General features: G+C 73.4%; 18 protein-coding genes, 1 tRNA gene and 1 pseudogene. 8 read left to right on the forward strand and 12 right to left on the reverse strand.

Annotated features, from left to right (window positions below):
• The first annotated feature begins 117 nt into the window (after positions 1-117).
• On the forward strand, positions 118-2,775 hold the full coding sequence (locus ACZ69I_RS01065; RefSeq protein ID WP_470829912.1) for an alpha/beta fold hydrolase: 2,658 nt from the start codon (positions 118-120) through the stop codon (positions 2,773-2,775).
• Positions 2,772-3,638, forward strand: a complete 867-nt coding sequence (locus tag ACZ69I_RS01070) for an ABC transporter permease (RefSeq protein WP_467669390.1) — start codon at positions 2,772-2,774, stop codon at positions 3,636-3,638. Before ACZ69I_RS01065 ends, ACZ69I_RS01070 begins: the two co-directional genes overlap by 4 nt.
• A 139-nt stretch (positions 3,639-3,777) precedes the next feature.
• On the opposite strand, the gene lacZ is transcribed toward ACZ69I_RS01070, so the two are convergent.
• The 4 genes from lacZ to ACZ69I_RS01090 form a co-directional block, all read right to left on the reverse strand.
• The gene (gene lacZ / locus ACZ69I_RS01075; protein WP_470829914.1) at positions 3,778-7,005 is read right to left on the reverse strand and encodes a beta-galactosidase, LacZ type; all 3,228 of its coding nucleotides are present in this window, start codon (positions 7,003-7,005) and stop codon (positions 3,778-3,780) included.
• A gap of 174 nt (positions 7,006-7,179) precedes the next feature.
• Positions 7,180-8,889 (reverse strand): arabinofuranosyltransferase AftB family protein, encoded by a 1,710-nt coding sequence (locus ACZ69I_RS01080; RefSeq protein WP_470829916.1) that lies wholly within the window; start codon positions 8,887-8,889, stop codon positions 7,180-7,182.
• Between the two features lie 48 nt (positions 8,890-8,937).
• Positions 8,938-10,155, reverse strand: a complete 1,218-nt coding sequence (locus tag ACZ69I_RS01085) for an acyl-CoA dehydrogenase family protein (protein WP_467669384.1) — start codon at positions 10,153-10,155, stop codon at positions 8,938-8,940.
• Between the two features lie 12 nt (positions 10,156-10,167).
• Positions 10,168-10,638: an SCP2 sterol-binding domain-containing protein gene (locus ACZ69I_RS01090; RefSeq protein WP_467669382.1), complete on the reverse strand. Its 471-nt coding sequence runs from the start codon at positions 10,636-10,638 to the stop codon at positions 10,168-10,170.
• 78 nt (positions 10,639-10,716) lie between these two features.
• Here ACZ69I_RS01090 and ACZ69I_RS01095 point away from each other — a divergent pair, with 78 nt between their 5' ends.
• Both ACZ69I_RS01095 and ACZ69I_RS01100 read left to right on the forward strand, forming a co-directional pair.
• Positions 10,717-11,379 carry a TetR/AcrR family transcriptional regulator gene (locus tag ACZ69I_RS01095; RefSeq protein WP_467670804.1) on the forward strand — a complete coding sequence of 221 codons (663 nt, stop codon included), beginning with the start codon at positions 10,717-10,719 and terminating at the stop codon, positions 11,377-11,379.
• Positions 11,380-11,536: 157 nt separating this feature from the next.
• Entirely contained in the window at positions 11,537-13,459 is a 1,923-nt protein-coding gene (locus ACZ69I_RS01100; RefSeq protein WP_470829918.1) for an AMP-dependent synthetase/ligase, read from the forward strand.
• Between the two features lie 177 nt (positions 13,460-13,636).
• Here ACZ69I_RS01100 and ACZ69I_RS01105 read toward each other — a convergent pair whose 3' ends face one another.
• A complete protein-coding gene (locus ACZ69I_RS01105; RefSeq protein ID WP_470829920.1) occupies positions 13,637-14,998 on the reverse strand; it encodes a hypothetical protein in 1,362 nt (453 codons plus the stop codon).
• Between the two features lie 114 nt (positions 14,999-15,112).
• On the opposite strand from ACZ69I_RS01105, the gene ACZ69I_RS01110 reads away from it, so the two are divergent.
• The gene (locus ACZ69I_RS01110) at positions 15,113-16,480 is read left to right on the forward strand and encodes a molybdopterin-dependent oxidoreductase (RefSeq protein WP_470829922.1); all 1,368 of its coding nucleotides are present in this window, start codon (positions 15,113-15,115) and stop codon (positions 16,478-16,480) included.
• A gap of 382 nt (positions 16,481-16,862) precedes the next feature.
• Here ACZ69I_RS01110 and ACZ69I_RS01115 read toward each other — a convergent pair whose 3' ends face one another.
• The 3 genes and pseudogenes from ACZ69I_RS01115 to ACZ69I_RS01125 form a co-directional block, all read right to left on the reverse strand.
• Positions 16,863-17,741, reverse strand: coding sequence for a methyltransferase domain-containing protein (locus ACZ69I_RS01115; protein ID WP_470829923.1), 879 nt, complete (start codon positions 17,739-17,741; stop codon positions 16,863-16,865).
• Positions 17,738-18,388, reverse strand: coding sequence for a TIGR04282 family arsenosugar biosynthesis glycosyltransferase (locus ACZ69I_RS01120; RefSeq protein ID WP_470829924.1), 651 nt, complete (start codon positions 18,386-18,388; stop codon positions 17,738-17,740). Before ACZ69I_RS01120 ends, ACZ69I_RS01115 begins: the two co-directional genes overlap by 4 nt.
• Positions 18,389-18,588: 200 nt before the next feature.
• A pseudogene (locus tag ACZ69I_RS01125) lies at positions 18,589-19,290 on the reverse strand (glycosyltransferase family 2 protein); the annotation flags it as partial.
• A gap of 114 nt (positions 19,291-19,404) precedes the next feature.
• Between ACZ69I_RS01125 and ACZ69I_RS01130 the strand changes: the two are divergent.
• Entirely contained in the window at positions 19,405-20,439 is a 1,035-nt protein-coding gene (locus ACZ69I_RS01130; protein WP_470829925.1) for a response regulator transcription factor, read from the forward strand.
• Between the two features lie 2 nt (positions 20,440-20,441).
• Positions 20,442-21,554 (forward strand): sensor histidine kinase, encoded by a 1,113-nt coding sequence (locus ACZ69I_RS01135; protein WP_470829927.1) that lies wholly within the window; start codon positions 20,442-20,444, stop codon positions 21,552-21,554.
• A 93-nt stretch (positions 21,555-21,647) separates the two neighbouring features.
• Here the strand turns inward: ACZ69I_RS01135 and ACZ69I_RS01140 are convergent, their stop codons facing one another.
• The 3 genes from ACZ69I_RS01140 to ACZ69I_RS01150 form a co-directional block, all read right to left on the reverse strand.
• A complete protein-coding gene (locus ACZ69I_RS01140) occupies positions 21,648-22,655 on the reverse strand; it encodes an NAD-dependent epimerase/dehydratase family protein (RefSeq protein WP_470829928.1) in 1,008 nt (335 codons plus the stop codon).
• A gap of 143 nt (positions 22,656-22,798) precedes the next feature.
• Positions 22,799-23,284, reverse strand: coding sequence for a MarR family winged helix-turn-helix transcriptional regulator (locus ACZ69I_RS01145; RefSeq protein ID WP_470829929.1), 486 nt, complete (start codon positions 23,282-23,284; stop codon positions 22,799-22,801).
• A gap of 74 nt (positions 23,285-23,358) precedes the next feature.
• Positions 23,359-23,916, reverse strand: coding sequence for a DUF1062 domain-containing protein (locus tag ACZ69I_RS01150; protein WP_470829930.1), 558 nt, complete (start codon positions 23,914-23,916; stop codon positions 23,359-23,361).
• A gap of 387 nt (positions 23,917-24,303) precedes the next feature.
• Between ACZ69I_RS01150 and ACZ69I_RS01155 the strand changes: the two genes are divergently transcribed.
• Complete coding sequence (locus ACZ69I_RS01155; protein WP_470829932.1) at positions 24,304-24,942, forward strand: hypothetical protein; 639 nt, start codon at positions 24,304-24,306, stop codon at positions 24,940-24,942.
• Positions 24,943-25,018: 76 nt separating this feature from the next.
• Here ACZ69I_RS01155 and ACZ69I_RS01160 read toward each other — a convergent pair.
• Positions 25,019-25,091 (reverse strand) — tRNA-Arg (locus ACZ69I_RS01160).
• Positions 25,092-25,187 lie beyond the last annotated feature (96 nt).

Genomic DNA, 25,187 nt, shown 5'->3' on the forward strand with positions numbered 1-25,187 from the left:
GCTGCCCGTGTACCACGACCGCGGTACGCGGGCCGCGGAGTCTACTCCCCGGGGAGGCAGCCGGGTTCAGACCGGCGGCTGCCCCGGTTGTCGGAGCGCGCCCGTACCTTTGACGGCATGGATCTACGACTGCCCAGGCCCAGGTTCTCCCGGCCGCGCGGTCCGCGCAGGCTGCTCGCCGCCGCGGCCGCCGTCGCGGTGCTCGCCGGCGTGGGCACCTGGTCGGCGGCCGCGTCCGACGACGCCCCGGCCGTGCACCGCTCGGACCGCGTGATCGACACCGGCGGCGCCCGCATCGACACCTCGTACTTCACGGCAGGAGACCCGGACACCAAGCGCCCCGCCGTCCTCATCGGCCACGGCTTCGGCGGCAGCAAGAACGACGTGCGCGCCCAGGCCGAGGACCTGGCCGAGGACGGGTATGCCGTCATGACCTGGTCCGCGCGCAGCTTCGGGAAGTCCACCGGCAAGATCGGGCTCAACGACCCCAAGGGCGAGGTCGCCGACGTCTCCAAGCTGATCGACTGGCTCGCCGCCCGCCCCGAGGTGCGGCTGGACGAGAAGGGCGACCCGCGCGTGGGCATGACGGGCGCCTCGTACGCGGGGGCGGTCTCGCTGCTCACCGCCGGGTACGACCGGCGGGTGGACGCGATCGCCCCGCAGATCACGTACTGGAACCTCGCGGACGCGCTGTTCCCCGACGGCGTCCTCAAGAAGCTGTGGGCCGGTCTCTTCGTCAACACCGGTGGCGGCTGCGACCGGTTCGAGAAGAAGCTGTGCGCCATGTACGAGCGGGTCGCCGAGGCGGGCAAGCCGGACGCGGCGGCGCGCAAGCTGCTCGCCGAGCGCAGCCCCGTCGCCGTCGGCGACCGCATCAAGGTGCCGACGTTCCTCGCCCAGGGCCAGACCGACTCGCTCTTCCCCCTCACCCAGGGCGACGCCATCGCCAGGAAGATCCGCGCGAACCACGCCCCCGTGTCCGTCGACTGGATCGCGGGCGGCCACGACGGCGGCGACAGGGAGAAGGGCCGCGTGGAGGGGCGCGTCAACGACTGGTTCGACCGCTACCTCAAGGACGACAAGAACGCCGACACCGGCCCGGCGTTCCGGGTCACCCGCACCGGAGGCCTCGACTCCACCGACGGCGCGGCCCGCAAGCGGGGCGCCGACGGTGACGTGTATCCGGGTCTGGAGAGCGGCCCGCGCGCGGTGCGACTGCGCGGGGACGAGCAGAGCTTCGACAACCCGGCGGGCGCGAACCCGCCCGCCATCTCCGGGCTCCCCGGCGTCGGCGGCGGCCGCCTCTCCCAGTTCGCCTCGCTCGGCGTCGGCGTCTCCGTCGACTTCCCCGGCCAGAACGCGCGGTTCGACTCGGCGCCGCTCCACGAGGACATGCGGATCACCGGCACGCCGACGGTCCGCGCACACGTGAAGTCCTCCACCGACGACGCGGTCCTCTTCACGAAGGTGTACGACGTCGGCCCCGGCGGCAAGCAGCAGGTGCTGCCCTCCCAACTCGTCTCTCCCGTACGGGTGACGGGTGCCCGACAGGGCAAGGACGTCGACCTGCGGATGCCCGCCGTCGACCACAAGGTCCAGAAGGGCCACCGCCTGCGCCTCGTCGTCGCCTCCACCGACCTCGGCTTCGCGTCACCGGCCGAGCCCGCCGAGTACACCGTCTCCCTCAAGGGCGACCTGCAGGTGCCGACGGCGCCCGGCGTCGAGACCGCCGCGGCGCCGCTGCCCTCCTGGGTGTGGTGGCTGCCCGCCACCGGCGCGCTGCTCGCCCTCGGCCTGCTCGTCACCGCCCGCAGGCGCACCGCGGCACCCGCGCCCGACCCGGCCCTCGCCGAAGTGCCGCTCCACATCACCGGCTTGAGCAAGCGGTACGCCAGGTCCGCCGACCGGTACGCGGTACGCGACGTCTCCTTCACCGTCGAGAAGGGCCAGGTCCTCGGACTCCTGGGGCCGAACGGCGCGGGCAAGACGACCACCCTGCGCATGCTCATGGGCCTGATCCGGCCCGACGCGGGCGAGATCCGCGTCTTCGGCCGGGCCATCCGGCCGGGCGCGCCCGTCCTCTCCCGGGTCGGCGCGTTCGTCGAGGGCGCGGGCTTCCTGCCGCACCTCTCCGGCCGCGAGAACCTGGAGCTGTACTGGAAGGCGACCGGCCGCCCGGCCGAGGACGCCCACCTGGAGGAGGCCCTCGAGATCGCCGGGCTCGGCGACGCGCTGGCCCGCGCCGTGCGGACGTACTCGCAGGGCATGCGCCAACGCCTGGCCATCGCCCAGGCCATGCTCGGCCTCCCGGACCTGCTGATCCTCGACGAACCGACGAACGGCCTCGACCCGCCGCAGATCCGCGAGATGCGCGAGGTCATGATCCGGTACGCCCGCGCGGGGCGCACGGTCATCGTCTCCAGCCACCTCCTCGCCGAGGTCGAGCAGTCCTGCACGCACCTGGTCGTCATGGACCGCGGGCGGCTCGTCCAGGCGGGCCCGGTCGCCGACATCGTCGGCTCCGGGGACACCCTCCTGGTCGGCCTCGCGTCCGACATCCCCGACCCGCTGGTCGAGAAGGTCGCCGCGCTGCCCGGCGTCGCGTCGGCGGTGCGCGCGGACGACGGCCTGCTCGTCCGCCTCGACGGCACGGAGCGGGCGAGCGCCGTCCGCCTGCTGCCCGAACTGGTGCGCCTCGACGTGCCGGTGGAATCCATGGGGCCGCACCGCCGCCTCGAAGACGCGTTCCTGACCCTGATCGGAGGCACCGCATGAGCGCCCCCACCCTGGAGCGCCCCACCGCGCCCGGCTACCGCGCGCGGCGCACCCTCCCCCTGCGGGTCGAGGCGGTCCGCCAGCTCAAGCGGCGCCGCACGCTCGTGATGGGCGCCATCATGGCGCTCCTGCCGGTCGTGCTCGTCATCGCGTTCGCCGTCGCGGGCGGCTCACCGGGCTCCCGCAACGGCAACGTGACGCTGATGGACACGGCCACGGCGTCCGGCGCGAACTTCGCCGCGACCTGCTTGTTCGTCTCGGCGGGCTTCCTGCTCGTCATCCCCGTCGCCCTCTTCTTCGGCGACACCGTCGCCTCCGAGGCGAGCTGGTCCTCGCTGCGCTATCTGCTCGCCGCGCCCGTGCCGCGGGCCCGGCTGCTCTGGTCCAAGATGGCCGTCGCGCTCGGCCTGAGCGCCGCGGCGATGGTCCTCCTGCCGCTGGTCGCCCTCGCCATCGGCACGGTGGCGTACGGCTGGGGGCCCCTGGAGATCCCGACCGGCGGCGAACTCCCCGCGGCCACGGCGGCCCAGCGCCTCGTGATCGTCGTCGCGTACATCTTCGTCTCCCAACTGGTCACCGGCGGCCTGGCGTTCTGGCTCTCGACCAAGACGGACGCCCCGCTCGGCGCGGTCGGCGGCGCGGTGGGCCTGACGATCGTGGGCAACGTCCTGGACGCGGTGACGGCACTGGGCGACTGGCGCGACTTCCTCCCCGCCCACTGGCAGTTCGCCTGGGCCGACGCGATCCAGGCCCAGCCGGAGTGGTCCGGCATGATCCAGGGCTCGGCGGTCTCGGTGACGTACGCGATGGTGCTGTTCGCGCTGGCGTTCCGGGTGTTCGCGCGGAAGGACGTGGTGAGCTGAGGGTGGGGTGCCGGGCTTCCTGGCATCCCCTGGTCACCGTCCGTCGCGCTGTTCGGCGTCGGTGTCGGCAGCGACTACGGCGACGCGCTGATGGAGCGGCTCGCCGGGGCGAGATCCGCCCCGGCGAATCCCTCGCGGGCTAGTCCGCGGAAGGCCGGTCCGCAGCAGGACGGTCCGCCGCCCGCAGCCGGTACGCGTACGTGTACGTCCGCCCCGCACGCAGCAGATACCGCTCCAGCGGCGGCGCGCCCCACGAGTCGTTGCCGCCGACGCCCATCTGCCGGTGGTTGACCCCGAGAACCGTCTCCTCGCGCCGCTTCACCTCGTGTGGGTGGCGCGGCCCGTCCAGGTCGAACGGCGTGTGGTGCAGGGCGCTGACCTCCAGGAACGGCTCGCCGTCCGCCGCCGGGTCGGCCAGGACGGTGAGGCCGTCGCCGGACCGGTCGGCGAGCGCGAAGCGGCGCACGTCGGTCATGTTGCCGGTCTGCTGCGGCCGGACGTACGGGGCGACCTGCTCGTCCACGGTCGAGCGGTAACGCCCCACGAACGCGGCGGACTTGCGGTCCGCGTAGTTCTCGTGCGGCCCACGCCCGTACCAGTCGAGCCGTTCGAAACCGGCGGGCACGGTCAGCAGCGCGCCCACCAGCGGGATGTCGGGGAGCCCGGCGGCCGCCTTCAGGGTGTGCCGGATCCATATCTCGCCGTCGCCGCGCACCGTGAACACCGTGCGCCACTCGGAGGGTGCGGGGGAGGTCGGCAGCGTGGCACTCACCCCGATGGTGATCTCGCCGGGCGACGTCCGGCCCGTCTCGATGCCGGTGATCTTCGCCTTGGCGCCCGCGTCGCGCCAAGTGGCCGCCTGCCGGGGGTAGTCGCGGCCGATGTCGTTGTCGGTGGGCCCGCGCCAGAAGTTGGCCACGGGACCCCCGGCGAGCAGCAGCCGCCCCTTCACCTCGTACGAGGAGAGGGTCCCGGTCGCCTTGGACAGGACGACCTCGACGTCCCGCCCGGTGACCCGCACCTCGTGCGCGTCCTCGGACAGGTCGAGGCGGGGCAGCGTGCCGGGGCCGGGGTCGGCAGGGGCGGGCGTGTGCCAGTCGAGGGCGAGCTGTTCGGCGGCGACGGTGTGCCCGGCCCCCGCCCAGTTGGTCTTCCTCCGCAGCACGAGGGCGAGGACGAGCCAGTACTCGGCGCCGGGTGCGGGACGCGCGGGCTTCTCGTAGGGGATGCGTACGCGTCCCGTGCCGCCGGGCGCCACGTCCGGCGCGGGCAGCGTCCCGTGCTGGATCTCCGTCCCGTCGCGGGTGACGGTCCACCGCAGCTCGTAGGCGTCCAGCGTGCTGAAGAGGTGCTTGTTGACGACCCGCACTGAGCCCGCCCCGAGGTCGTCCGCGGCGAAGGACACCGGCTGGTAGACCTTCTTGATCTCCAGGAGGCCGGGGTGGCGGGCGCGGGTCGAGGCGACGAGACCGTTGCAGCTGAAGTTGCCATCGGTCGGGTAGCCGGGCTTCCAGTCGCCGCCGTACGACAGGTAGGTGTGCTTCCTGTCGCCGGGGACCGGCCGCCGGATGTTCTGGTCGACCCAGTCCCAGACGAAGCCGCCGTGCAGGTTGGGGTACTTCTCGAAGATCTCCCAGTACTCCGGCAGGTTCCCGTTGCTGTTGCCCATCGCGTGCGTGTACTCGCACAGCAGATACGGCTTGGGGTCGCCGGACTTCCCGTACCTCTCGACGTCGGCTGGCTTGGTGTACATCTCGCTGTGCACGTCGGCGACGGAGTTCATGCCCTCGTAGTGCACGGGCCGGGAGTCGTCGCGGGCGTGCACCCAGTCCGCCATGGCCTGGAAGGTGGCGCCCTGCCCGGCTTCGTTGCCGAGCGACCAGAGGATGACGCTCGGGTGGTTCTTGTCCCGCTCGACCATGGACCGGATCCGGTCCACGCAGGCGTCGGTCCACTCGGGCAGCGACCCGGGCAGCCGGTCCCGCACGCCGTGCGTCTCCAGGTTCGTCTCGTCGACGGCGTACAGGCCGTACTCGTCGCAGAGTTCGAGCCAGCGCGGGTGGTTGGGGTAGTGCGAGGTGCGGACGGCGTTGATGTTGTGCCGCTTCATCAGCAGCACGTCCTGGAGCATCACCGACTCCGGGACGGCCTGCCCGTGGTCGGGGTGGGACTCGTGGCGGTTGGTGCCGCGCAGCATGACGGGCTCGCCGTTGACGGTGAACCGGCCGGGCCCGACGTCGACCTGCCGGAATCCGACCCGGGCGCGGTGCACGTCCACCGCCTTGCCGGAGCCGTCCCGCAGGGTGACGACGAGGGTGTGGAGGTGCGGCCGCTCGGCGGACCAGAGCGCGGGCCGTTCGACGGTGGCCTTGAGGGTGAGGGGGCGGTCGGGGACGGGCTCGCCGGTCAGCCTCGCGCCGGGCACGGGCCGTCCGTCGGCGTCGTGCAGCACGGCCTCGATCCGGAGCCCGCCCGCCGCGCTCTTCGCGCCGCGCTCGCGCACGACCGCCGTCACGGACAGGACCGCGTCCCGGAAGGCGCCGTCCAGATCCGTCCGCACCCCGAGGTCGTGCAGGTGCGTCGCGGGGACCGAGTACACGTACACGTCCCGGAAGATCCCGGACAGGTCGATCATGTCCTGGTCCTCCAGCCAGCTGCCGTCGGACCACCGGTAGACCTCTACGGAGAGGGTGTTCTCGCCCGGCCGCAGGTGCTCGGTGACGTCGAACTCCGCCGGTGTGTAGCTGTCCTCGCTGTAGCCGACCTTCTCGCCGTTGACCCAGACGAAGAAGGCGGACTTCACGCCCTGGAAGGAGAGCAGCGTGCGGCGCCCGCGCCAGCCGCACGGCACGGTGAAGGTGCGGCGGTAGGAACCGACGGGGTTGAAGTCCTTGGGCACGTCCGGGAAGTCGGGCTTCTCGTACCCCTCCCACGGATACCTGATGTTGAGGTAGATCGGCTCCGGGTACCCCTCGATCTCCCAGTTGGACGGCACGGTGATCCGGTCCCAGCCGCTCACGTCGTACGCGTCTGCCTCGAAGCCGGTGGGCCGCTGCTCCGGGTTGCGGGACCAGTGGAAGGCCCAACGTCCGTTGAGGGAGCGGTAGTAGGGCGACTCGGTGAAGTCGCCGCGCAGCGCGTCGGCGGCGGAGGCGTACGGGACGAGACGGGTGCGGGCCGGCTCTCTGTTGACCTGGAAGACGCGGGGGTCGGCGTCCCACTCGGGGGACCCGGCGCCGCCGCGTCCGGCCCCGCTCGCTGCGAAGGCCTGCTTCTGCGCGGCGAAGGCGGCCCATCCCGCCAGTGCGGTGCCGGTGGCGAGGAAGGCCCGGCGGCTGGGGTGCCCGGGGCGGCTCGGACGGCTCATGCGGCAACTCCGAACGTAAGGCAACAAGAACCGTCAGCATCCGACGCAACCACTCAAGGCGCAAGAGGCCTGTACGCACCGGGAGTTGACTTCGAGCCGGTCGCCCCGCCGCCCCGAGCCGCCCGCACCCGGCGACCGCAAGTGGCTCAGCCACCGCCCGCCCTCACCGCCACCTCACCGCCGCGGCCCGCACAGCTCCCGCTCCGCCCGCACCGGATCGTTGGAGAAGCGGAACGAGGTGCGGCCCACGGCGCCCGTCAGGTTCCGCCAGAACCGACCCGCCGTCATCGGCGCGCGCGTGGCCGCCCGCAGCTCCGCGAGGGGCCCGCAGCGCAGGGCCCGGCGCGCCGCGGCCACCCGGGCGGGGTCGAGCCGCTCGTCCGCGGCGCCCTGGGCCGTGCCGCGGTCGGCGACGATCCACTCGTCGGGCAGGCGCTTGTCGTGGCCGACCCGGCCGGGGAAGGACGCGGAGTGGGCGGCCAGCGGATAGGCGAGGCCGATCTGGTCGAGGGCGGCACCGTCGAGCGGGACGACGGTGCCGTTCATGCCGAGGACGTTGTAGACGCCGGTGACGGAGGGCGACGCGGCGGGGGCCGGCCGCCAGGCGATCAGGAGGGTGGGCTTTCCGGAGCGCGCCGCCGCACGCACCTCGCGCAGGTAGGCCGCGTTGCCGGGGGATCCTGCGAAGCCGTGGTGGAGGGGGTGCGGGGCGGCGTTCTGCAGGACGTACACGCCCCGCTCGTCCGCGATCCCGGCCGGGCCGATCTTCCCCTCGTACGGGATGCGCAGCGCGCTCGCGCACACCAGGGCCCACACGCCGACGGCCACGGCGGCGACGCCCCACGCGCGCGTGAGCGGCACGAGGAAGACGGGCAGCAGCATGAGGAGCAGTCCGGGCAGGAACATCCGCCCGTGCATGAAGTCGCCGCCCACCTTGATGACGTACACCCAGCACAGCGCGCCCGCGACGACGGGGGCGAGTGTGGGGACGTTCAGCCGGGGTCGCCCCAGGGAGAGGGCGGCCAGGACGCCGGCGGCGATCGCCAGCAGGGGCAGCCACAGCCAGTACGGGCCCGCGAAGTCCCAGAGGTAGTCGAACCCCCGCCCCCACAGACTCCGCGAAGCCTCCTTCGTGACGCCGGGCAGCGGCACCAGATGCCCGTAGTAGCCCATGCGGAAGACCTCGTACGCGACGGGCAGCGCCCCCGCGACCCCGGCCCCCGCGAGCGCCCCGCGCCACGACGGGCGGACCACGATCCACTGCGCGGCGAGGAAGACCGCCGACACGAGGCCGAGATCGGGGCGGACGAGCGGCCCGAGGCCCAGGAGCGCGCAGGTCGTCAGCGACCTCGGCCGCGCGAGGAGCGCGAGCCAGGCCCCGGCGATCCAGCAGGTGGCGAGCCCCGTCTCCAGGCCGGACGTGGCGAAGTCCCAGACGGGCGGCAGCGCGAGCAGCACCAGTGCGCCGCACGGCAGCACGTACCCGGTCCCGCCCCGCACGCGCAGGGCGCCTGCCCCGGCGAGCGCGAACCCGGCGGCGGTGCACAGCAGCCCCCCGTACATCGCCACCGTCGCCACATCGAGCCCCGGCGCCCCACCGGCCACGAGCAACCACTGCCACAGGGTGCCGGTGGACGACTCGGCACGCTCCCCGGCGTTGAAGACGGGCCCGTTCCCCGCGAGGATCTGCCGGACGGTGCGCACGTAGATGTGCCCGTCGTCGGACATCCACCGCCGCTGGAACCCGGCGAGGGCGACGACGAGGGCGGGCAGCAGGCAGGCGCCGACCCGGACGCGGCCCCGCCATCGCCCGGCCCTTCCGCCGGGGGGAGCTCCGGCGTCGGCCTCCGACTCGCGGGCAACGGGGGAGTACGTAGATGTCATGACCCGTAGATCGGCGCAGGCCGGCGACGCCTTGAGCCGATACGGGCGCTAGGGAATGTGCCGCCCGGAGATCGCCCGAGCGATCACCAGCCGCTGTATCTCGCTGGTCCCCTCGAAGATCGTGTAGATCTTCGCGTCCCGGTACATCCGCTCCACCGGGTGCTCGCGGCTGTACCCCGCGCCGCCGAGGACCTGCACCGCCTTCTCGCTCGCCGAGACCGCCAGTTCACCGGCCCGCAGTTTGGCCATCGAGCCCTGGCCCGCGTCGAACACCTTGTCGTTCCTGGCCATCCACGCGGCCTGCCAGATCAGCAGCCGTACCGCCTCGATCTCGGTGCGCAGGTCGGCGAGGGCGAACGCGATGGACTGGTTCTCGATGACGGGCCGCCCGAAGGCGACGCGGTCGCCGGCGTACTCCAGGGCGTACTCGTACGCGGCCCGTGCGATGCCCAGCGCCTGCGCGCCCACCGTGGGCCTGCTGACCTCGAACGTGGCCATGGCGGCCTGCCCGCGCCCCGCGCGCCCGCCCCCTTCCCGCGCCCGCGCCAGCCGCGCGTCGAGCCGTTCCCTGCCGCCCAGCAGGCAGTGCCCCGGCACGCGTACGGAGTCCAGGAACACGTCCGCGGTGTGCGAGGCCCGCAGGCCCAGCTTCCTTATCTTCCGGCCGCCTTCGAGGCCGCGCGTCCCCGGTGGCACGACGAACGCCGCCTGCCCGCGCGCGCCCAGCGAGGGGTCCACGGACGCCACCACGACGTGCACGTTCGCGATGCCGCCGTTGGTGATCCACGCCTTCTGGCCGGACAGCGTCCACTCGTCGCGCGCCGCGTCGTACGTCGCCCGCGTGCGCAGCGCGGAGACGTCGGAGCCCGCCTCGGGCTCGGAGACGCAGAAGGCCGCCACCGCGGGCGCGTCCTCGTCCCCGAAGCACTGCGGCACCCACTCCGCCAGCTGGTCCGGCGTGCCCGCGGAGAAGATCCCGGCGACCGCGAGGGACGTGCCGAAGAGGGCCATCCCGATGCCCGCGTCGCCCCAGAACAGCTCTTCGTTGGCGATCTGCAGGGAGATTCCGGAGGGGTCGCCGAAGAGGTCGGCCAGGGACTCGAATCCGTAGAGGCCGATCTTCGCCGCCTCCTGGATGACGGGCCAGGGGGTCTCCTCGCGCTCGTCCCACTCGGCGGCGGCCGGGCGCACCACGCCGGAGGCGAAGCCGTGCACCCAGTCGCGCAGGTCCCGTTGTTCCTCGGTCAGTTCGAGGGAGTAGGCCATGGCGGGCTCCTCTCAGGCCTTCGGGATGTCGAAGTACCGGGTGAGTCCGGCCGCGAGGGCGACATCGCCCGCGATCTTGACCTTGCGCATCATGAACAGCGTGACGGGGCTGGCGTTGCCGGAGACGAGCTTGAGGAACTCGGGGTCGGCCATGACGAGCGTGACCCGCGGCTCGGCGTCCGAGCGCCCCTCGCGCACGGCACAGGTGCCGTCGGCGATGTCCGTCTCGTACACGGCTTCCCCGTTGTCGCCGCTGCCCGTGATCTTCCACCGGATGAGAGCCTTCAGCGAGCCGGCCGCGTCCGGCTTGAACTGCCGCTCCATGCGCCGGAACACCTCGTCGAGCACGCGGGAGCGCAGGGCGCCGTCGCGGGCGATCTCCGCGATCTCCCTGCCGGAAAGACCCTTCACGATCCGGGCGAACTCCTCGGGCGTGACACTGGCGAAGTCGAGGTCGGCGATCCTGCTGATGTCCTCGGTCATCGCAATCTCCTTACTCTGCAGTAAACTTACTAAAGAGTAAGGTAAGTCGGAACCAGGAGGCTGACAAGGGTGAGCGACATGTCCGAGGACGCGCCGGGGCCGCGCAGGCGCCGGGTCCCGCGCCGCGAGCGCGAGCGGCAGATCGTCGACGTGGCGGTCCAGGTCTTCGCCAAGCGTGGCTATCACGGGGCCTCGGTGGACGAGATCGCCGAACTCGCCGGAATCTCCAAGCCGATGGTGTACCTGTACCTGGAGTCCAAGGAGGGCCTCTTCCTCGCCTGCCTGCGCCGCGAGGCGGACCGCCTGGTCGGTGCCTTCCAGGACGCGGCGGCGGCGAGCGGCGCGGCGCCCGAACTGCGGCTGCACGCGGGGCTCCTGGCGTTCTTCACCTTCGTCGCCGAGCACCGTGACAGCTGGGTGGTGCTGCACCGGCAGGCCTCGGAACTGAGCGAGGCCATCGCGGCGGCCGTCGCGGAGGCGCGCCGCGCGGTGATGGCCGAGGTGGCGGGCCTGGTGTGGGCGGGCATCGCGGAACGCGGCCCCGGCGTCCAACTCTCCGACGACGACGCGGACTTCGTCGCGCACGCCCTGGTGGGCGCGGCGGACTCGCTGACGGACTGGATGGCGGGCCACCCCGGCCAGTCCCCGGAGGGCGTCACCCTCCGCCTCATGAACATGGTGTGGGCGGGGATGGGCCGGGTCCTGGAGGGGGAGGTCTGGCGGCCCGCCGCCTCGGGCTGAGGGAGGGGCCCGCGATGCGGTCTCCTCCCGTCCAGGTGTCGGGCTCTTTCCGTCCGACCCATTGAATTTTCCTTACGTGTGAGTAAGTTGACTCTCCAGTAAGTACGCGCACCGATCGCCTGCACATCAGCTGGGAACCGGAAGCCGGGGAGCCGTCATGGGCGTACGCAAGGATCTGAGAAGGGCGCAACGCCACCGGGGTCTGGCCGACCGCGCCCAGGTCGACCTCGTCAAGGACGAGCACGGCACCGTGCGCGAGGTCCGCACCGCGCCGCTCGTCGCCCGCGCCACCACCGGAAGCACCGCGGACATCCCCTTCACCAACGCCGCGGAGGCCCCCGACTCCGTGGTCCTGCGCCGCAAACAGGACGGCCGGTGGCGGCCCGTCACCGCCGCCGCCTTCGCGCGCGAGATCACCGAGATCGCCAAGGGCCTCATCGCGGACGGCCTCGAACCCGGCGGCCGGGTCGCCCTGATGTCCCGCACCCGCTACGAGTGGGCCGTCCTTGACTTCGCGATCTGGGCCGCGGGCGGGCAGAGCGTGCCCGTCTACGCCACCTCGTCGCCGGAGCAGATCGAGTGGATCGTCCGGGACTCCGGAGCCCGCCTGATCGTCACGGAGACCGCGGAGAACGCGGCGACGGCCGAGGAAGCCGTGCGCGGGCACGCCGCGCCACCGCGCGTGCGGCACCTCGACGGCGGCGCGATGGCCGAACTCACCGCGCTCGGGCGCGACCTCTCGGACGAGGAGGTGACCAAGCGCCGGTCCGCGCTCACCCCGGACTCCATCGCCACCCTCTGCTACACCTCGGGCACCACGGGCCGCCCCAAGGGCTGCGTCCTCACCCACGGCAACCTGCACGCGGAGGCGGCCAACACCGTCGACCTGCTGCACCCGATCTTCAAGGAGATCACCGGACAGGTCGCCGCCACGCTCCTCTTCCTCCCCCTCGCCCACGTCCTGGGCCGCACCATCCAGATCGCCTGCCTGCTCGCCCGCATCGAGCTCGGCCACTGCCCCAGCATCAAACCCGACGAACTCCGCCCCGAACTGCGGTCGTTCAAGCCGACGTTCGTCGTCGGCGTGCCCTACCTCTTCGAGAAGATCCACGACACCGGGCGGGCCACCGCCGAGAAGATCGGCCGCGGCGCCTCCTTCGACCGCGCGGAGCGGATCGCGGTGCGCTTCGGCGAGGCGTACCTGAACAAGTTCCTGGACCGGAGCGGCCCCGGGCCCTCCCTCGGCCTCCGCGCCGGCTGGGCGCTGTACGAACTCCTCGTCTACCGCCGCATCCGCAAGGAGGTCGGCGGCCGCCTGCGCTACGCGATCAGCGGCGGCTCACCCCTGGACCGCGACCTCAACCTCTTCTTCTACGCCGCCGGAATCGTCATCTACGAGGGCTACGGCCTGACCGAGACCTCGGCCGCCGCCACCGTCACCCCGCCGCTGCGGCCGCGTCCCGGCACGGTCGGGCTGCCCGTGCCCGGCACGTCCGTGCGCATCGCGGACGACGGGGAGGTGCTGATCAAGGGCGGCATCGTCTTCGGCTCGTACTGGAACAACCCGGCCGCGACGGACGCCGTCCTCACCAACGGCTGGTTCGCCACGGGCGACCTCGGCGCCCTGGACGCCGACGGCTACCTCACCATCACCGGCCGCAAGAAGGACATCCTCGTCACCTCGGGCGGCAAGAACGTCTCGCCCGCCGTCCTGGAGGACCGGCTGCGCAGCCGCGCGCCGGTCGGCCAGTGCATCGTCGTCGGGGACAACCGCTCGTACATCGCCGCGCTGGTCACCCTGGACCCCGAGGCCGTGGCGCACTGGCTCGCCGTGCGCAAGCGCCCGAAGGACACACCGCTCGCCGAACTCGCCCGCGACCCGGCGATGACGGCGGAGATCCAGAAGGCCGTGGACTACGCCAACGCGGCGGTGTCCAGGGCCGAGTCGATCCGTAAGTTCGCCGTCGTCGGCGGCGAGTTCACGGAGGACAACGGCCTGCTCACCCCGTCCCTGAAGATCAAACGGCATGAGGTGACCGCCGCCTACGCGACCGAGATCGAGGCGCTCTACGGGGAGTGAGAGGTGGGGAGGGGGCGGGTGTGAGGGGTTGGTAGGGGGCGAGGGTGAGCTGTGAGTAGGAGAGCAGGTGGCGGTGGGCCCGACTGGTGAGGCCGGTGGCGCCGCCGGCATCACCCGTTCAACGCCCGGGCGGGCAGCCGAAGTTCCCCGGCCGCGCGGCGGGCACCCGGGCAGACCTCACCAGCCGGTCACGAGCAGATGGTTGACCAGGAGCGCCACGGCGGCCTGGGCGGTCAGCCAGACGCGGGGGCGTCCGAGGAACGCGCAGGCCGGGAGCAGCCACAGCGCGAACGGCAGCCAGATGCGTTCCGTCTCCGCCTTGCTCATCCCGGACAGGTCGGCGACGAGCAGGGCGAGCAGCGCGGTGAGCACGAGCAGACCGAGGCGGGGCTCGGCGGCCGGACCCGGAGCGCCCGGCCGGACGAGGACCTCCCGGCGGCGCCGGACGAGCACGGCCGTGGCCCGCCGCAGACCCGCCGCCGTCGCGAGCCCCACCACGAGCACGGTGCACGCGAGGTTGGCCCACACCCAGTAGCCGTAGGGCCGGATGCCGCCCGCCCCCTGGTAGTAGCGCTCGACGAGCAGGCGGTACGCCTCCCACCAGTCGAACCCCGCGAGCGTGAACAGGAGGGGGACGACCACGAACCCGGCGAGCACGAAGGGCAGCAGCCTCATCCGTTCCCGGACCCGGCCGCTCCCCAGGAGCAGCACACCCGCCCCGATGAGCGCGAACAGCGTGAGCCCGTACGAGAGGTAGCCGGTCAGCCCGAAGAGCAGCCCCGAGCCCGGGGCGGTCAGCCTAGGCCCACACCCCGTCACCGCGAGGGCGAGGAGCGCCACGGCCCAGGCGGCGACCGCCGCGAAGTAGCCGTCCGCCGACGTGCCCATCCACACCGCGGCGGGCGCGAGCGCCAGGAACGGCGCCGCCCGCCGCGCCAGGGCCTCCCCGGCCAGCGCCCGCACCGTCACCAGGACGGCCGCGCCCGCCGTGGCGCCCACGGTGATGCACCAGGCCCCGGCCCATGCCCCGCCGCCGAGCCCGGCCCGGTCGAGGAACACGAAGGTGAGAGTCGCGCCCGGCGGGTGCCCCGCGACATGCGCGGGCCAGTGGTCCGGGGAGTCGATCAGGATGTGCCGGGTGAAGTCCCGCAGGGTGCCGTGGACATCGTCGAAGCGGTCGATGACCTGCAAGTACTCGTACTTCGTGGTGAGGCGCCCGGCGATGCCGCGCTGCCAGCCGTCGATCAGGGCGAGCGACCACGTCCACGCCGCCGCCGTCCCCCAGACCGCGCCGAGCAGCGCCCGCCAGGGCAGCCGTGCGGCCAGCAGGGGTCCGTACGCCACCACGGCGAGCGCGACGGCGAGCGCGGCCGGGGTGCCGGGGCCGACGTGCGGCTCCCAGTGGGCGTACAGCGGTGGCCGGCGGACGTGCAGGGAGCCGTCCTCGCGTTCGATGGCGGTGCCGACCAGCACGGCCGCCACGACGAGGAGGGCGGCGGCCAGGACGGTGCCCAGATCACGGAGAAGATCGCGGTTCACGTCGGGAACGCTAGGGCGGCGCGGCCCGTGCGGGGGCGACCACGGCCCTGACGTCAGCGTTTCGTCATGAGTCGCAGCCGTCCCGGAGGGCCGGTTCCGGCCTACGGTCGACACATGCGCGACCCACGGCGCCCTGTGCGCGAATCGCGGCTCCCTGTGCGCGACCCACGGCTCCCCACCTCGCCCGGCTTCTGGCGCAGTCCCGTGCGCGGCCCCTGGTTCACCTCCGTGCTCGGCGTCGTCCTGCTCGGCGGCATCACCGTGCTGTTCGTGACGGGACTGCTCTCGTACGCCGCGTACAACCCGAACCTGGCGCCCGTGAACGACAAGACCCCGGACAAGGGGCTGCTGGGCCTCTACCTCTTCTCCTGGCCCACCGACCCGCCCTGGCTCTACCGGCTCACCCAGGGCGTCCACGTCACGCTCGGGATCACCCTGATCCCCGTCCTGCTCGCGAAGCTGTGGTCGGTGGTGCCGAAGCTGTTCGCGCTGCCGCCCGTCCGCTCCCTCGCCCACGGCCTGGAGCGGATCTCGCTGCTCCTCCTGGTGGGCGGCGCGCTCTTCGAGTTCGTGACCGGCGTACTGAACGTGCAGCTCGACTACCTCTTCCCCGGCTCCTTCTACCCGCTGCACTTCTACGGGGCGTGGGTCTTCTCCGCCGCGTTCCTCACGCACGCGGTGCTGCGGGTCCCGATGGCCCTGCGCAACCTGCGCGGGGCACGGCGGGACGGCGACGAGAGCAGGGAGAGCAGGGAGAGCAGGGAGAGTAGAGAGAGCAGGGAGAGTAGAGAGAGTGGAGAGACGGAGACGCGGGTGGGGGCGGCGGAGGCGGGTGAGCTGGTGTCGCCGCGGCCCGCCGAGCCGACGGTGTCCCGGCGCGGCGCGCTCGGCCTGGTGGGCGGCGGCTCGCTGCTGCTGTTCGCGACGACGGCGGGCCGCGGCTTCGACGGCCCGCTGCGCCGGACCGCGCTGCTCGCCCCGCACGGCGGCCCGGAGCCGGGTGGCGGGCCCGGCGGGTTCCAGATCAACAAGACGGCCGCGTACGCGGGGATCCACGCACGCGAGACCGGCGAGGACGCGTGGCGGCTCGTGGTCACCGGGCGCGGCGGAACCGTCCGGCTCGGCCGGTCCGAGCTGCTCCGACTCACCCTGCACGGCGCCGCGTTGCCCATCGCCTGCGTGGAGGGGTGGTCGACGTCCGACCAGTGGTGGCGCGGCGTACGGCTGCGGGACCTCGCCGCGCTGGTCGGCCACGACGATCCGCCGGACGTCCTGGTGGAGTCCCTGCAACGGCGCGGCGCGTTCCGCCGTGCCGCCCTGCGCGCCAACCAGGTCGCCGACGCCCGCTCCCTGCTCGCCCTCCAGGTCAACGGCGAGGACCTGACCCCCGACCACGGCTATCCGGCGCGGATCATCGTGCCCGCCGCGCCCGGCGTGCTCAACACCAAGTGGGTGGCCCGTATGACGTTCGGAGAGCTGTGATGCGACGCGGTGGACAGGTATGGAGGATCGGTGGACAGGTGTGGCGACGCGGTGGACAGGTGCGGAGGAGGGTGCCCACGCGGGGCCTGCCGCTGGGGAGCCCGCTGCAACTGCTGCTGCTGGCCTGCTCGTTCGCGCTCGCCGGGTACGCGGGGGTGCGGCTCCTCGCGGGGGACGCGCTCGGCGTGGCCCTGTGGTTCGTGGGCGCGGCGCTCGTGCACGACCTGGTCCTGCTGCCGCTGTACGCGCTCCTGGACCGCGCGCTCGTGCGCACGGTCGCCCGGCGCAGGGAGCGGGCCGGTTACGTACGCGTACCGGCCGCGCTCTCCGGGCTGCTCCTGCTCGTGTGGTTCCCGCTGATCACCGGGCGGGCGGCCGGGCGTTACGCCTCGGCCACCGGGCTCTCGGGCGACGGGTTCGCGGCGCGCTGGCTGCTGATCACGGCCGCGCTCTTCGGCGGCTCGGCGCTGCTCCTGGTGCTGCGGCGGCCCCGGCTGCGCAGGGCGACGAAACAACGGCCGTCCGCGCTCCACTGACCGGCGTCCCGCCACCCCGCACGCCGGGCGCACCGGAGCAGGGCGGGGGTGCCGAGGCGGGCCCACGGGAACGAGCCGCCGGGCGCACCCCGCACGTCACCGGCGGGCACGAGGTGGACGTCCACCCGCTCGTCGATGTCCATCGGGGCGGTCTCTGCCAGCAACAGCCCCTCGGGGGCGAGGAGTTGGGAGATCCTCTCCAGGAGGGCGGCTGGGTCGCCGCCGATGCCGAGGTTGCCGTCCATGAGGAGCGCGGTCCCCCAGCGGCCCTCGCCCGGCAGCGGCCCGAAGACGGAGCGGTGCAGGGCCTGCCCGCCGAGCCCCACGGTGTGCGTGACGGCGGCCTCGCTGACGTCGATGCCCAGGGCGCGCCGTCCCGCCGCGGCGAGCGCTGCGACCAGCCGGCCGGGCCCGCACCCGATGTCGAGCACGGCCCCCTCGCAGCGCCCCACCACACCCAGGTCGGCCGCGTCGGCCGCCGCGCACCAGCGCTCCACCTCCAGCGGCAGCAGCCAGCCGTCAGCGCGGCGCAGGAAGAGCGGACCGCGTCCGGCGCGCAGCGCGTCGGCGTACGGGTCGTTGGTGTACGGGTGTTCGGTGTGCAAGTCGTTGGCGTACGGGTCTTCGACGTACGGGTCTTCGACGTACGGGGCGGCGCCCCAGGGGGGTGGGTACCGGTGGTCCGGTTCAGGGGTCGGCCGTACGACCTCGTGCGCGGTGCTCATCGGCCCGTGACCGCCCCGGACCGCCTCGACCCGGTCGGCTGTGCGGGCCCGAGCCGGGCCAGTACGGCCGCGAACCGGCTGTGCGGCGCCACGGCCGCGACCGCCGCCGCGTCGGCCGCCGTGTCCACGTCGCGCAGCCGCGGCAGGTCGCGTACGCGCAGTCCCGCGTCGGTCAGCCGGGCACGCTGCGCGGCGCCCGTCGTGGGCGTCGACATCGGCACGCCCCGCAGCAGCCCGGGGTCGGGCTCCGCGAGCCCGAGCGCCCAGAAGCCGCCGTCCTCGGCGGGCCCGAGGAGCGCGTCGCACCCGGCGAAGTCCACGGCGAGCAGCTCCGGCGTCACCTGGGGGGTGTCCATGCCGATGAGCAGGGTGGGCCCGGCACAGGCCGCGAAGGCGGCGGCGAGCCGCAGGTCGAGGCTGCCCGCGCCCTGCGGCACGACCTCGAACCCGGCGGGCAGCCAGGGGCCGGGCGCGCCGTCCAGAGCCAGGACGCGCCGCCGCGCGGGCGCGTCCGCCACCGCGCGCAGCGTGTCCGCGAGGGCCGCTTCGGCGAGCCGGGCGGCCTCGTGCGGCGTGAAGGGCGGAGTGAGCCGCGTCTTCACCCGCCCGGGCAGCGGTTCCTTGGCGATGACGAGGAGCGTGGTCACTGGGAGATGCCTCCTGGGGAGTGAGAGGGGTGCGGGGAGTCGGGCGCGGCCTCGGGTGCGGCCCCGGGCTTCGCGTCGCTCGTCGCCGGTTGCGGTGGTTGCGGCGGTTGCGGCGGCGATGAGGGAGAGGGGTGCGCGGAGTCGGGCGCGGCCTCGGGCCCCGCGCTCCCCGTCGGCGGTTGCGGCGGTCGCGGTGGTTGCGGTGGCTCGGCCAGGACGCGGCTCATGTCGCGTACGGCCTGCCAGGTCCCGCGCCACGTACCGGTCACCTTCGACGCGCCGGCCCGGGGCAGGTAGGGGACGTCGCGCTCGGCGACGCGCCAGCCCGCGTCGGCCGCGCGGACCACCATCTGCAGCGGGTAGCCGCTGCGGCGGTCCGTGAGGCCGAGGGCGAGGAGCGGCGCGCGGCGGGCGGCCCGCAGGGGGCCGAGGTCGTGCAGGCGCAGCCCAGTGCGGCGGCGCAGCATCCGGGCGAGCGCGAGGTTGCCCGCGCGGGCGTGCGGCGGCCAGGCGCCCCGGCTCACGGGGCGCCGCCGCCCGAGCACCAGATCGGCCTCGCCGTCGCGCACCTCCCGTACGAAGGGGACGAGCTCGGACGGGTCGAGCGAGGCGTCGCAGTCGCAGAAGCACACGATGTCGGCGGTGGCGGCGGTCAGCCCCGCGTGGCAGGCGGCGCCGAAGCCGCGCCGCGTCTCGCGCACGACGGTCGCGCCGAGCCCGCGGGCGATCTCGGCGGAGCCGTCCGTGGAACCGTTGTCCACGACGAGGGCGCGCCAGCCCGGCGGGATCCGGGCCAGCACCCAGGGCAGGGCGTCCGCCTCGTCGAGGCAGGGGAGGACCACGTCGACTGTCGGCTGCGGGGGATCGGTCGGATCCGGGGGAGGGGTCGTCACGGTTTTCACCCTACGAGCGCGAAAGGTGCATATCGGGCGCAGGATCCTTACGAAACACGGACGTCGGAGGCGGTGGACCGCTCGGGTGCGGCGCGGGCGGGTCCGCGGTGCGAGGCTGACGGCATGGAGCGAGAACCGCGGGATGCGGCAGGGGAAGTGGTGGGGGCGGCGGGGGCGGTGGCCGGGGCCGGTGCGGGCCGGGCCGATGGGCCCCGGACCGACGCGCCCCGGACCACCGGAGCCGAACGTGTCCTCGTCGTCGACGACGACCCGACCGTCGCCGAGGTCGTCTCCGGATACCTCGCCCGGGCGGGCTACGTCGTGGACCGCGCGGGAGACGGCCCCGCTGCACTGGCCGCCGCCGCCGCGCACCGCCCCGACCTGGTGGTCCTCGACCTGATGCTGCCCGGCATGGACGGCCTGGAGGTCTGCGGGCGACTGCGCGGCCGAGGCCCCGTACCGGTCATCATGCTCACCGCTCGCGGGGACGAGGACGACCGCATCCTGGGCCTGGAAGTGGGGGCGGACGACTACGTGACGAAGCCGTTCAGCCCCCGGGAGCTGGTCCTCCGGGTGGAGTCGGTACTGCGCCGCACCCGGCCGAGCACGGTCACGCGCCCCCTGGCCGCGGCCGGTCTGACCGCCGACCCCGTCGCCCGCCGCGCCACCAAGAACGGCGCCGAACTCGCCCTGACCCTGCGCGAGTTCGACCTCCTGACCTTCTTCCTCTCCCACCCCGGCCGCGCCTGCGGCCGCGAGGACCTGATGCGCGAGGTCTGGGGCTGGGACTTCGGCGACCTCTCCACCGTCACGGTCCACGTGCGCCGCCTCCGCGGCAAGATCGAGGACGACCCGGCCCGCCCGCGGCTGATCCAGACGGTGTGGGGGGTGGGGTACCGCTTCGATCCGGCGGGGGCGGGGGAGTCCGGAGTGGGGCTCGACTCCGACTCCGGCTCCGCCACGTCGGCAAGACCTGCTGGCGCTCACCTCGCTGCCCCGACGGGGGCTAGTCCTTCGCCTCCGGGTGGGGCCTACCCTGCGGCCTCGGCGGGGGCTCGTCCCTCGCCCCCAGGTGGGGTCCACCCCGCTGCCTCGGCCGAGGCCCACCCCTCCACCCCCGGTGGGAACGACCACCCGCACGCCCCCACCCGGAGCTGACCGTGCGCGACACCCTCCTCATCGCCCTCTTCGCCTTCCTCGGGGCCGTCGCGGCGGGGCTGCTCGGCGCGGTCGCGCTGCGGCTGCTCCGGCGCCGTTCGCTCACCGCGTCCCTGGCCGTCGTGGCCTCCGTGGCCGTCGGCGCGATGCTCGCCGGGACGCTGGCCGTGGCCTGGGCGATGTTCCTGTCCCCGCACGACCTGACCGTCGTCACCACCGTCGTCGCGATGGCGGCGGTGGTCTCGCTGGCCACCGCGCTCCTGCTCGGCCGCTGGGTCGTGGCCCGCAGCCGCGAACTGGCGGTCGCCGCCCGCTCCTTCGGCGAGGGCGGCGACTTCGCGGCCCCGGCCGCGCCCGCGACCGCGGAACTGGAGGCACTCAGCCGCGAGTTGGCGGCGACGAGCGCCAGACTCGCCGAGTCACGGGACCGGGAGCGTGCCCTGGAGACATCCCGGCGGGAGCTCGTCGCCTGGATCTCGCACGACCTGCGCACGCCCCTCGCGGGCCTGCGCGCGATGTCCGAGGCGCTGGAGGACGGCGTCGCCACCGACCCCGACCGCTACCTGCGCCAGATCCGCACGGAGGTCGAGCGCCTCAACGACATGGTGGGCGACCTGTTCGAACTCTCCCGCATCCACGTCGGCGCCCTCGCCCTCTCGCCGTCCAGGATGTCGCTGTACGACCTGGTCGGTGACGCCCTCGCCGGGGCGGACCCGCTCGCCCGCGAGCACGGCGTCCGGCTCGTGGGCGACCGCGTCGAGCCGGTGCCGGTGGAGGTGGACGGCAAGGAGATGAGCCGGGTCCTCGGCAACCTCCTGGTCAACGCGATCCGCCGGACACCGGCCGACGGCACGGTCGCGGTGGCGGCCGAACGGTCCGCCGATGGCGTGGTCCTGTCCGTCACCGACGGCTGCGGCGGCATCCCCGAGGAGGACCTGCCGCGCGTCTTCGACACCGGCTGGCGCGGCACACACGCGCGTACGCCCCCGGCGGGAGCGGGCCTGGGCCTGGCGATCGTCCGGGGCATCGTGGAGGCCCATCAGGGCCGAGCCGCCGTACGCAACATCCCCGGAGGCTGCCGCTTCGAGGTGACGCTACCGGCGATCGAGGCCTGACCCCAAGACGGCGGCCACGGAGCCCCCGCGGCCCCCACACTCGCCCCCCCCGGAGTCCCCCTCTCTCTCTCCCTCTCCCTCTCTCCCTCCCCCTCACTCACCCCGAAGCCGAGCCCCGGCGAACTCCGTCATCCCTTCCCGGAACCCGACTTCGGCCTCGCAGCCCAGCTCGGCACGGAGCCGGGACGAGTCCGCCGTGATGTGGCGCACGTCGCCGAGCCGGTACTCGCCGGTGACGACGGGCTCGGGCCCGCCGTACGCCGCGGCCAGCGCCCGCGCCATCTCGCCCACCGTGTGCGGTTCGCCGCTGCCGCAGTTGTAGACCCGCAGCGCGCCCCGCTCGCCGCCCCAACCCGCCTCCAGAGCCGCCACGTTGGCGGCCGCCACGTCCCGTACGTGGACGAAGTCCCGCCGCTGCGCGCCGTCCTCGAAGACGCGCGGGGCCTCGCCGCGGGCGAGTGCGGAGCGGAAGAAGGACGCGACGCCCGCGTACGGGGTGTCGCGAGGCATCCGGGGCCCGTACACGTTGTGGTAGCGCAGCGACACCGCCGCACCGTCCGTCGACCGGGCCCAGGCTGCCGCCAGGTGCTCCTGGGCGAGTTTGGTCGTCGCGTACACGTTCCGGGGGTCGGCCGGGGCGTCCTCGCCGACGAGTCCGGGGGCGAGCGCCGCGCCGCAGGCGGGGCAGGCGGGCTCGAAGCGCCCGGCCGTCAGGTCCTCGGCGGTACGGGGCCCCGGCCGCACGACCCCGTGCCGTTCGCACGCGTACCGCCCCTCTCCGTAGACGACCATCGACCCGGCGAGGACCAGCCGCCGCACCCCGGCATCGGCCATCGCGCCGAGCAGCACCGCCGTACCGAGGTCGTTGCGGGAGACGTACTCCGCCGCGTCGGCGAAGCCGTTGCCCAGACCGACCATCGCGGCCTGATGGCTGACGGCGTCCACACCGGACAGGGCGCGGGAGACCGCGTCACGGTCCCGGACGTCCGCGCCCGCGTCCTCGCGCACGTCGAACACGACGGGCTCGTGCCCGCGCGCCGCCAGCGCCTCGACGACATGGGACCCGATGAACCCGGCTCCGCCGGTGACCAGTACACGCATGGTGCGCACGCTAGGCCCGCCACCACGCCCGGCACAGAGCCGCGCCGCCCACGTCACCGCTCCGTAAGAGTCGGTGTCGTACCCCCTACGGCCGTATCCCCGGCCGTGTCCCCGGTCATCTACCCAGTCGTATCCCGGGCCGGTCAGTTGCCGTGCGCCTCCGGAGAGGCGGGTTCGCCTCCCGCGATGTTGAACGCGGTCAGCGCCGCGACGAGCGAGGAGCGCTGCTCCGGGGCGAGGCGCTCGACGATCGCGGCGATCTCGGCGTGGCGCCGGGCCGTCACCTCGGCGACGGTGCGCCGGCCCTCGTCGGTGAGCCGGAGCCGCGTCTCGCGGCGGTTGCCGGGGCTGGCCCGCCGGTCGGCGAGACCGGTGGCGATCAGCCGGTCGACCATCCGCATCGCGGTGGACGGCGCGACGTGGAGCAGCTCGGCCAGGGCCACCAGCTTGGTGTCGCCCCGGCTGGACAGGACGGCCAGCATCCGGAACTGCGGCAGCGTCACCCGGTCCTCGACCGAGGAGAGGCACCGGGCGGACAGCGCCGTCAGGAGCCGCGACGCGGTCAACACCGCGTCTGTCACCGCATCGACATCATCCACGTCCCCGCGCGGGGGCTCAGGCTCGGCCATGCCCCCTTTCTACCGCCCGCGCCTCGGCCGGGAACCCGCCCGGCAGGAACCCTGCGCCAACCTCCCATCGGAGCTCAGCGCTTGAGGAGGAAGGTGAAGTCTGCGGAGAGCCTGCCGCTCAGCCGGACGGCCGAAACGAGGTTCCCCTCCGCGTGGAGCCGCTCGACCTCGCCCCGCGCCAGAGCGCAGCCCTCGGCGATCAGTCGCACCGGCCGGACGGGTATCGGCGCCGCGAAGCGCACCGAGACGTCGAGGGCCTCGCGGCCGCCCCGGGCCGGGTGCTCCGGCCCGCCGGTGTCGAGCCGCCAGGCGCCGTCCCAGTCGAGGGCGACGCGGTTCCGGCGCCGCACGACGGGGTCGTGGAGCAGCTCGGCCGCCAGGCCGGGGTCGTTGTCGTGCAGCCGGTCGAGGAGTTCGGGTCGTACGGAACGCACGTTCATCCGCTCCAGGACCGTGAGCTTCGCGGTCTCCCCGCAAGCGGTACAGAGCACGAGGAGCCAGGCGTCGAGGAGTTTGTGATGGGCGTTGACACGGAACTTGCCGTTCGGTCGGAAGCGCCCGGCCGCGCACGAACGGCAACGGCGCAGGACGAACGGAAGGCAGGTGGGCATGACCACCCAGTTCTGGAGCACAGGAGTACACCGGTTTCAGTGAGAAGTCCGCAGCAAAAAGCAGCGCGGCGCACGGATGCGACACGCGACGGTCAGCGCTCGGGGGGTTCTCACACGGTGTACAACGGCCACGTCCTCGACTGGACAACTCGGTTCGGCGGCACGGTAGTCGCGCCGAATGGCGCTGTTCCAGTGATTTTCGGCGGCGCGGGGCCGGGCGGGACCGGGACCTCACGACGTGATCACTGTCATGTCACGAACGTGTCCTGAGCACGATCAAGACGCAACTGGCGGGACCGCGCCGACCATCTGTCAGAACAGAAACCCACACGGACGAACGCGCCCCGGCTGACCGGCCGGCTCGCCCGCTCCCCACGAGTGGCCCCCACGCAGAGGACAGAGACCACCATGCGCACCACGATCAGCACCGGCACCCGCACCAACACCCGCACCAACACCCGCACCAGCACCAGCACCCGCACCCGTACTCGGAAGGTCTCCGTTCTGACCATGACCGCGGTGGCCCTCGGCCTCTCGCTGACGGCGTGCAACAGCGGCAGCACCGACAACGACAACGCGTCCTCGTCCTCGGGCGGCTCCTCGTCGGCCTCCACGACCACGCCGAAGTCCGACGGTTCCAAGTCCGACACCACGAACGACAAGCCCGCGGGCACACCGGCCAAGTCCGACCAGAAGTGCACGGACCAGGTCAACTACGCGGGCGACCCGCGCTCGAACGCCGAGATCAACTCCATCGGCGAGAAGACGGGAACCTGCCCGCCGGTCAAGAAGTCCTCTTCCGACATGAAGTGCACCCACCAGCTCAACTACGCCGGTGACTCCCGCTCGAACGCCGAGATCAACTCGATCGGCGAGAAGACGGGCACCTGCCCCCAGCCCCAGAAGTCCGACAAGCCGGCGGGCACCCCGAAGGACCCCAACAAGAAGTGCACGGACCAGGTCAACTACGCGGGCGACTCCCGCTCGAACGCCGAGATCAACTCCATCGGCGAGGACACGGGCACGTGCCCGCCGGTCAAGAAGTAGTGACACTCCGACGGCCCCGGACCTGACGGACCCCATGAAAGAGCCCCTCACGCGCACCGCAGGTGAGGGGCCATTGCGCCCCCGGCAGGACTCGAACCTGCGGCCAAGCGCTTAGAAGGCGCCTGCTCTATCCACTGAGCTACGGGGGCCGGGTGTGGCCGGGTGGCACGGGGCCGGATGTGGGGGTGATCCGTGACCTTGCCGCAGACAAGGATAGGGCTCCCGGGTCCCTGTCCCTGATGCTT

It is taken from the genome of Streptomyces sp. NPDC036815, from assembly GCF_055609205.1.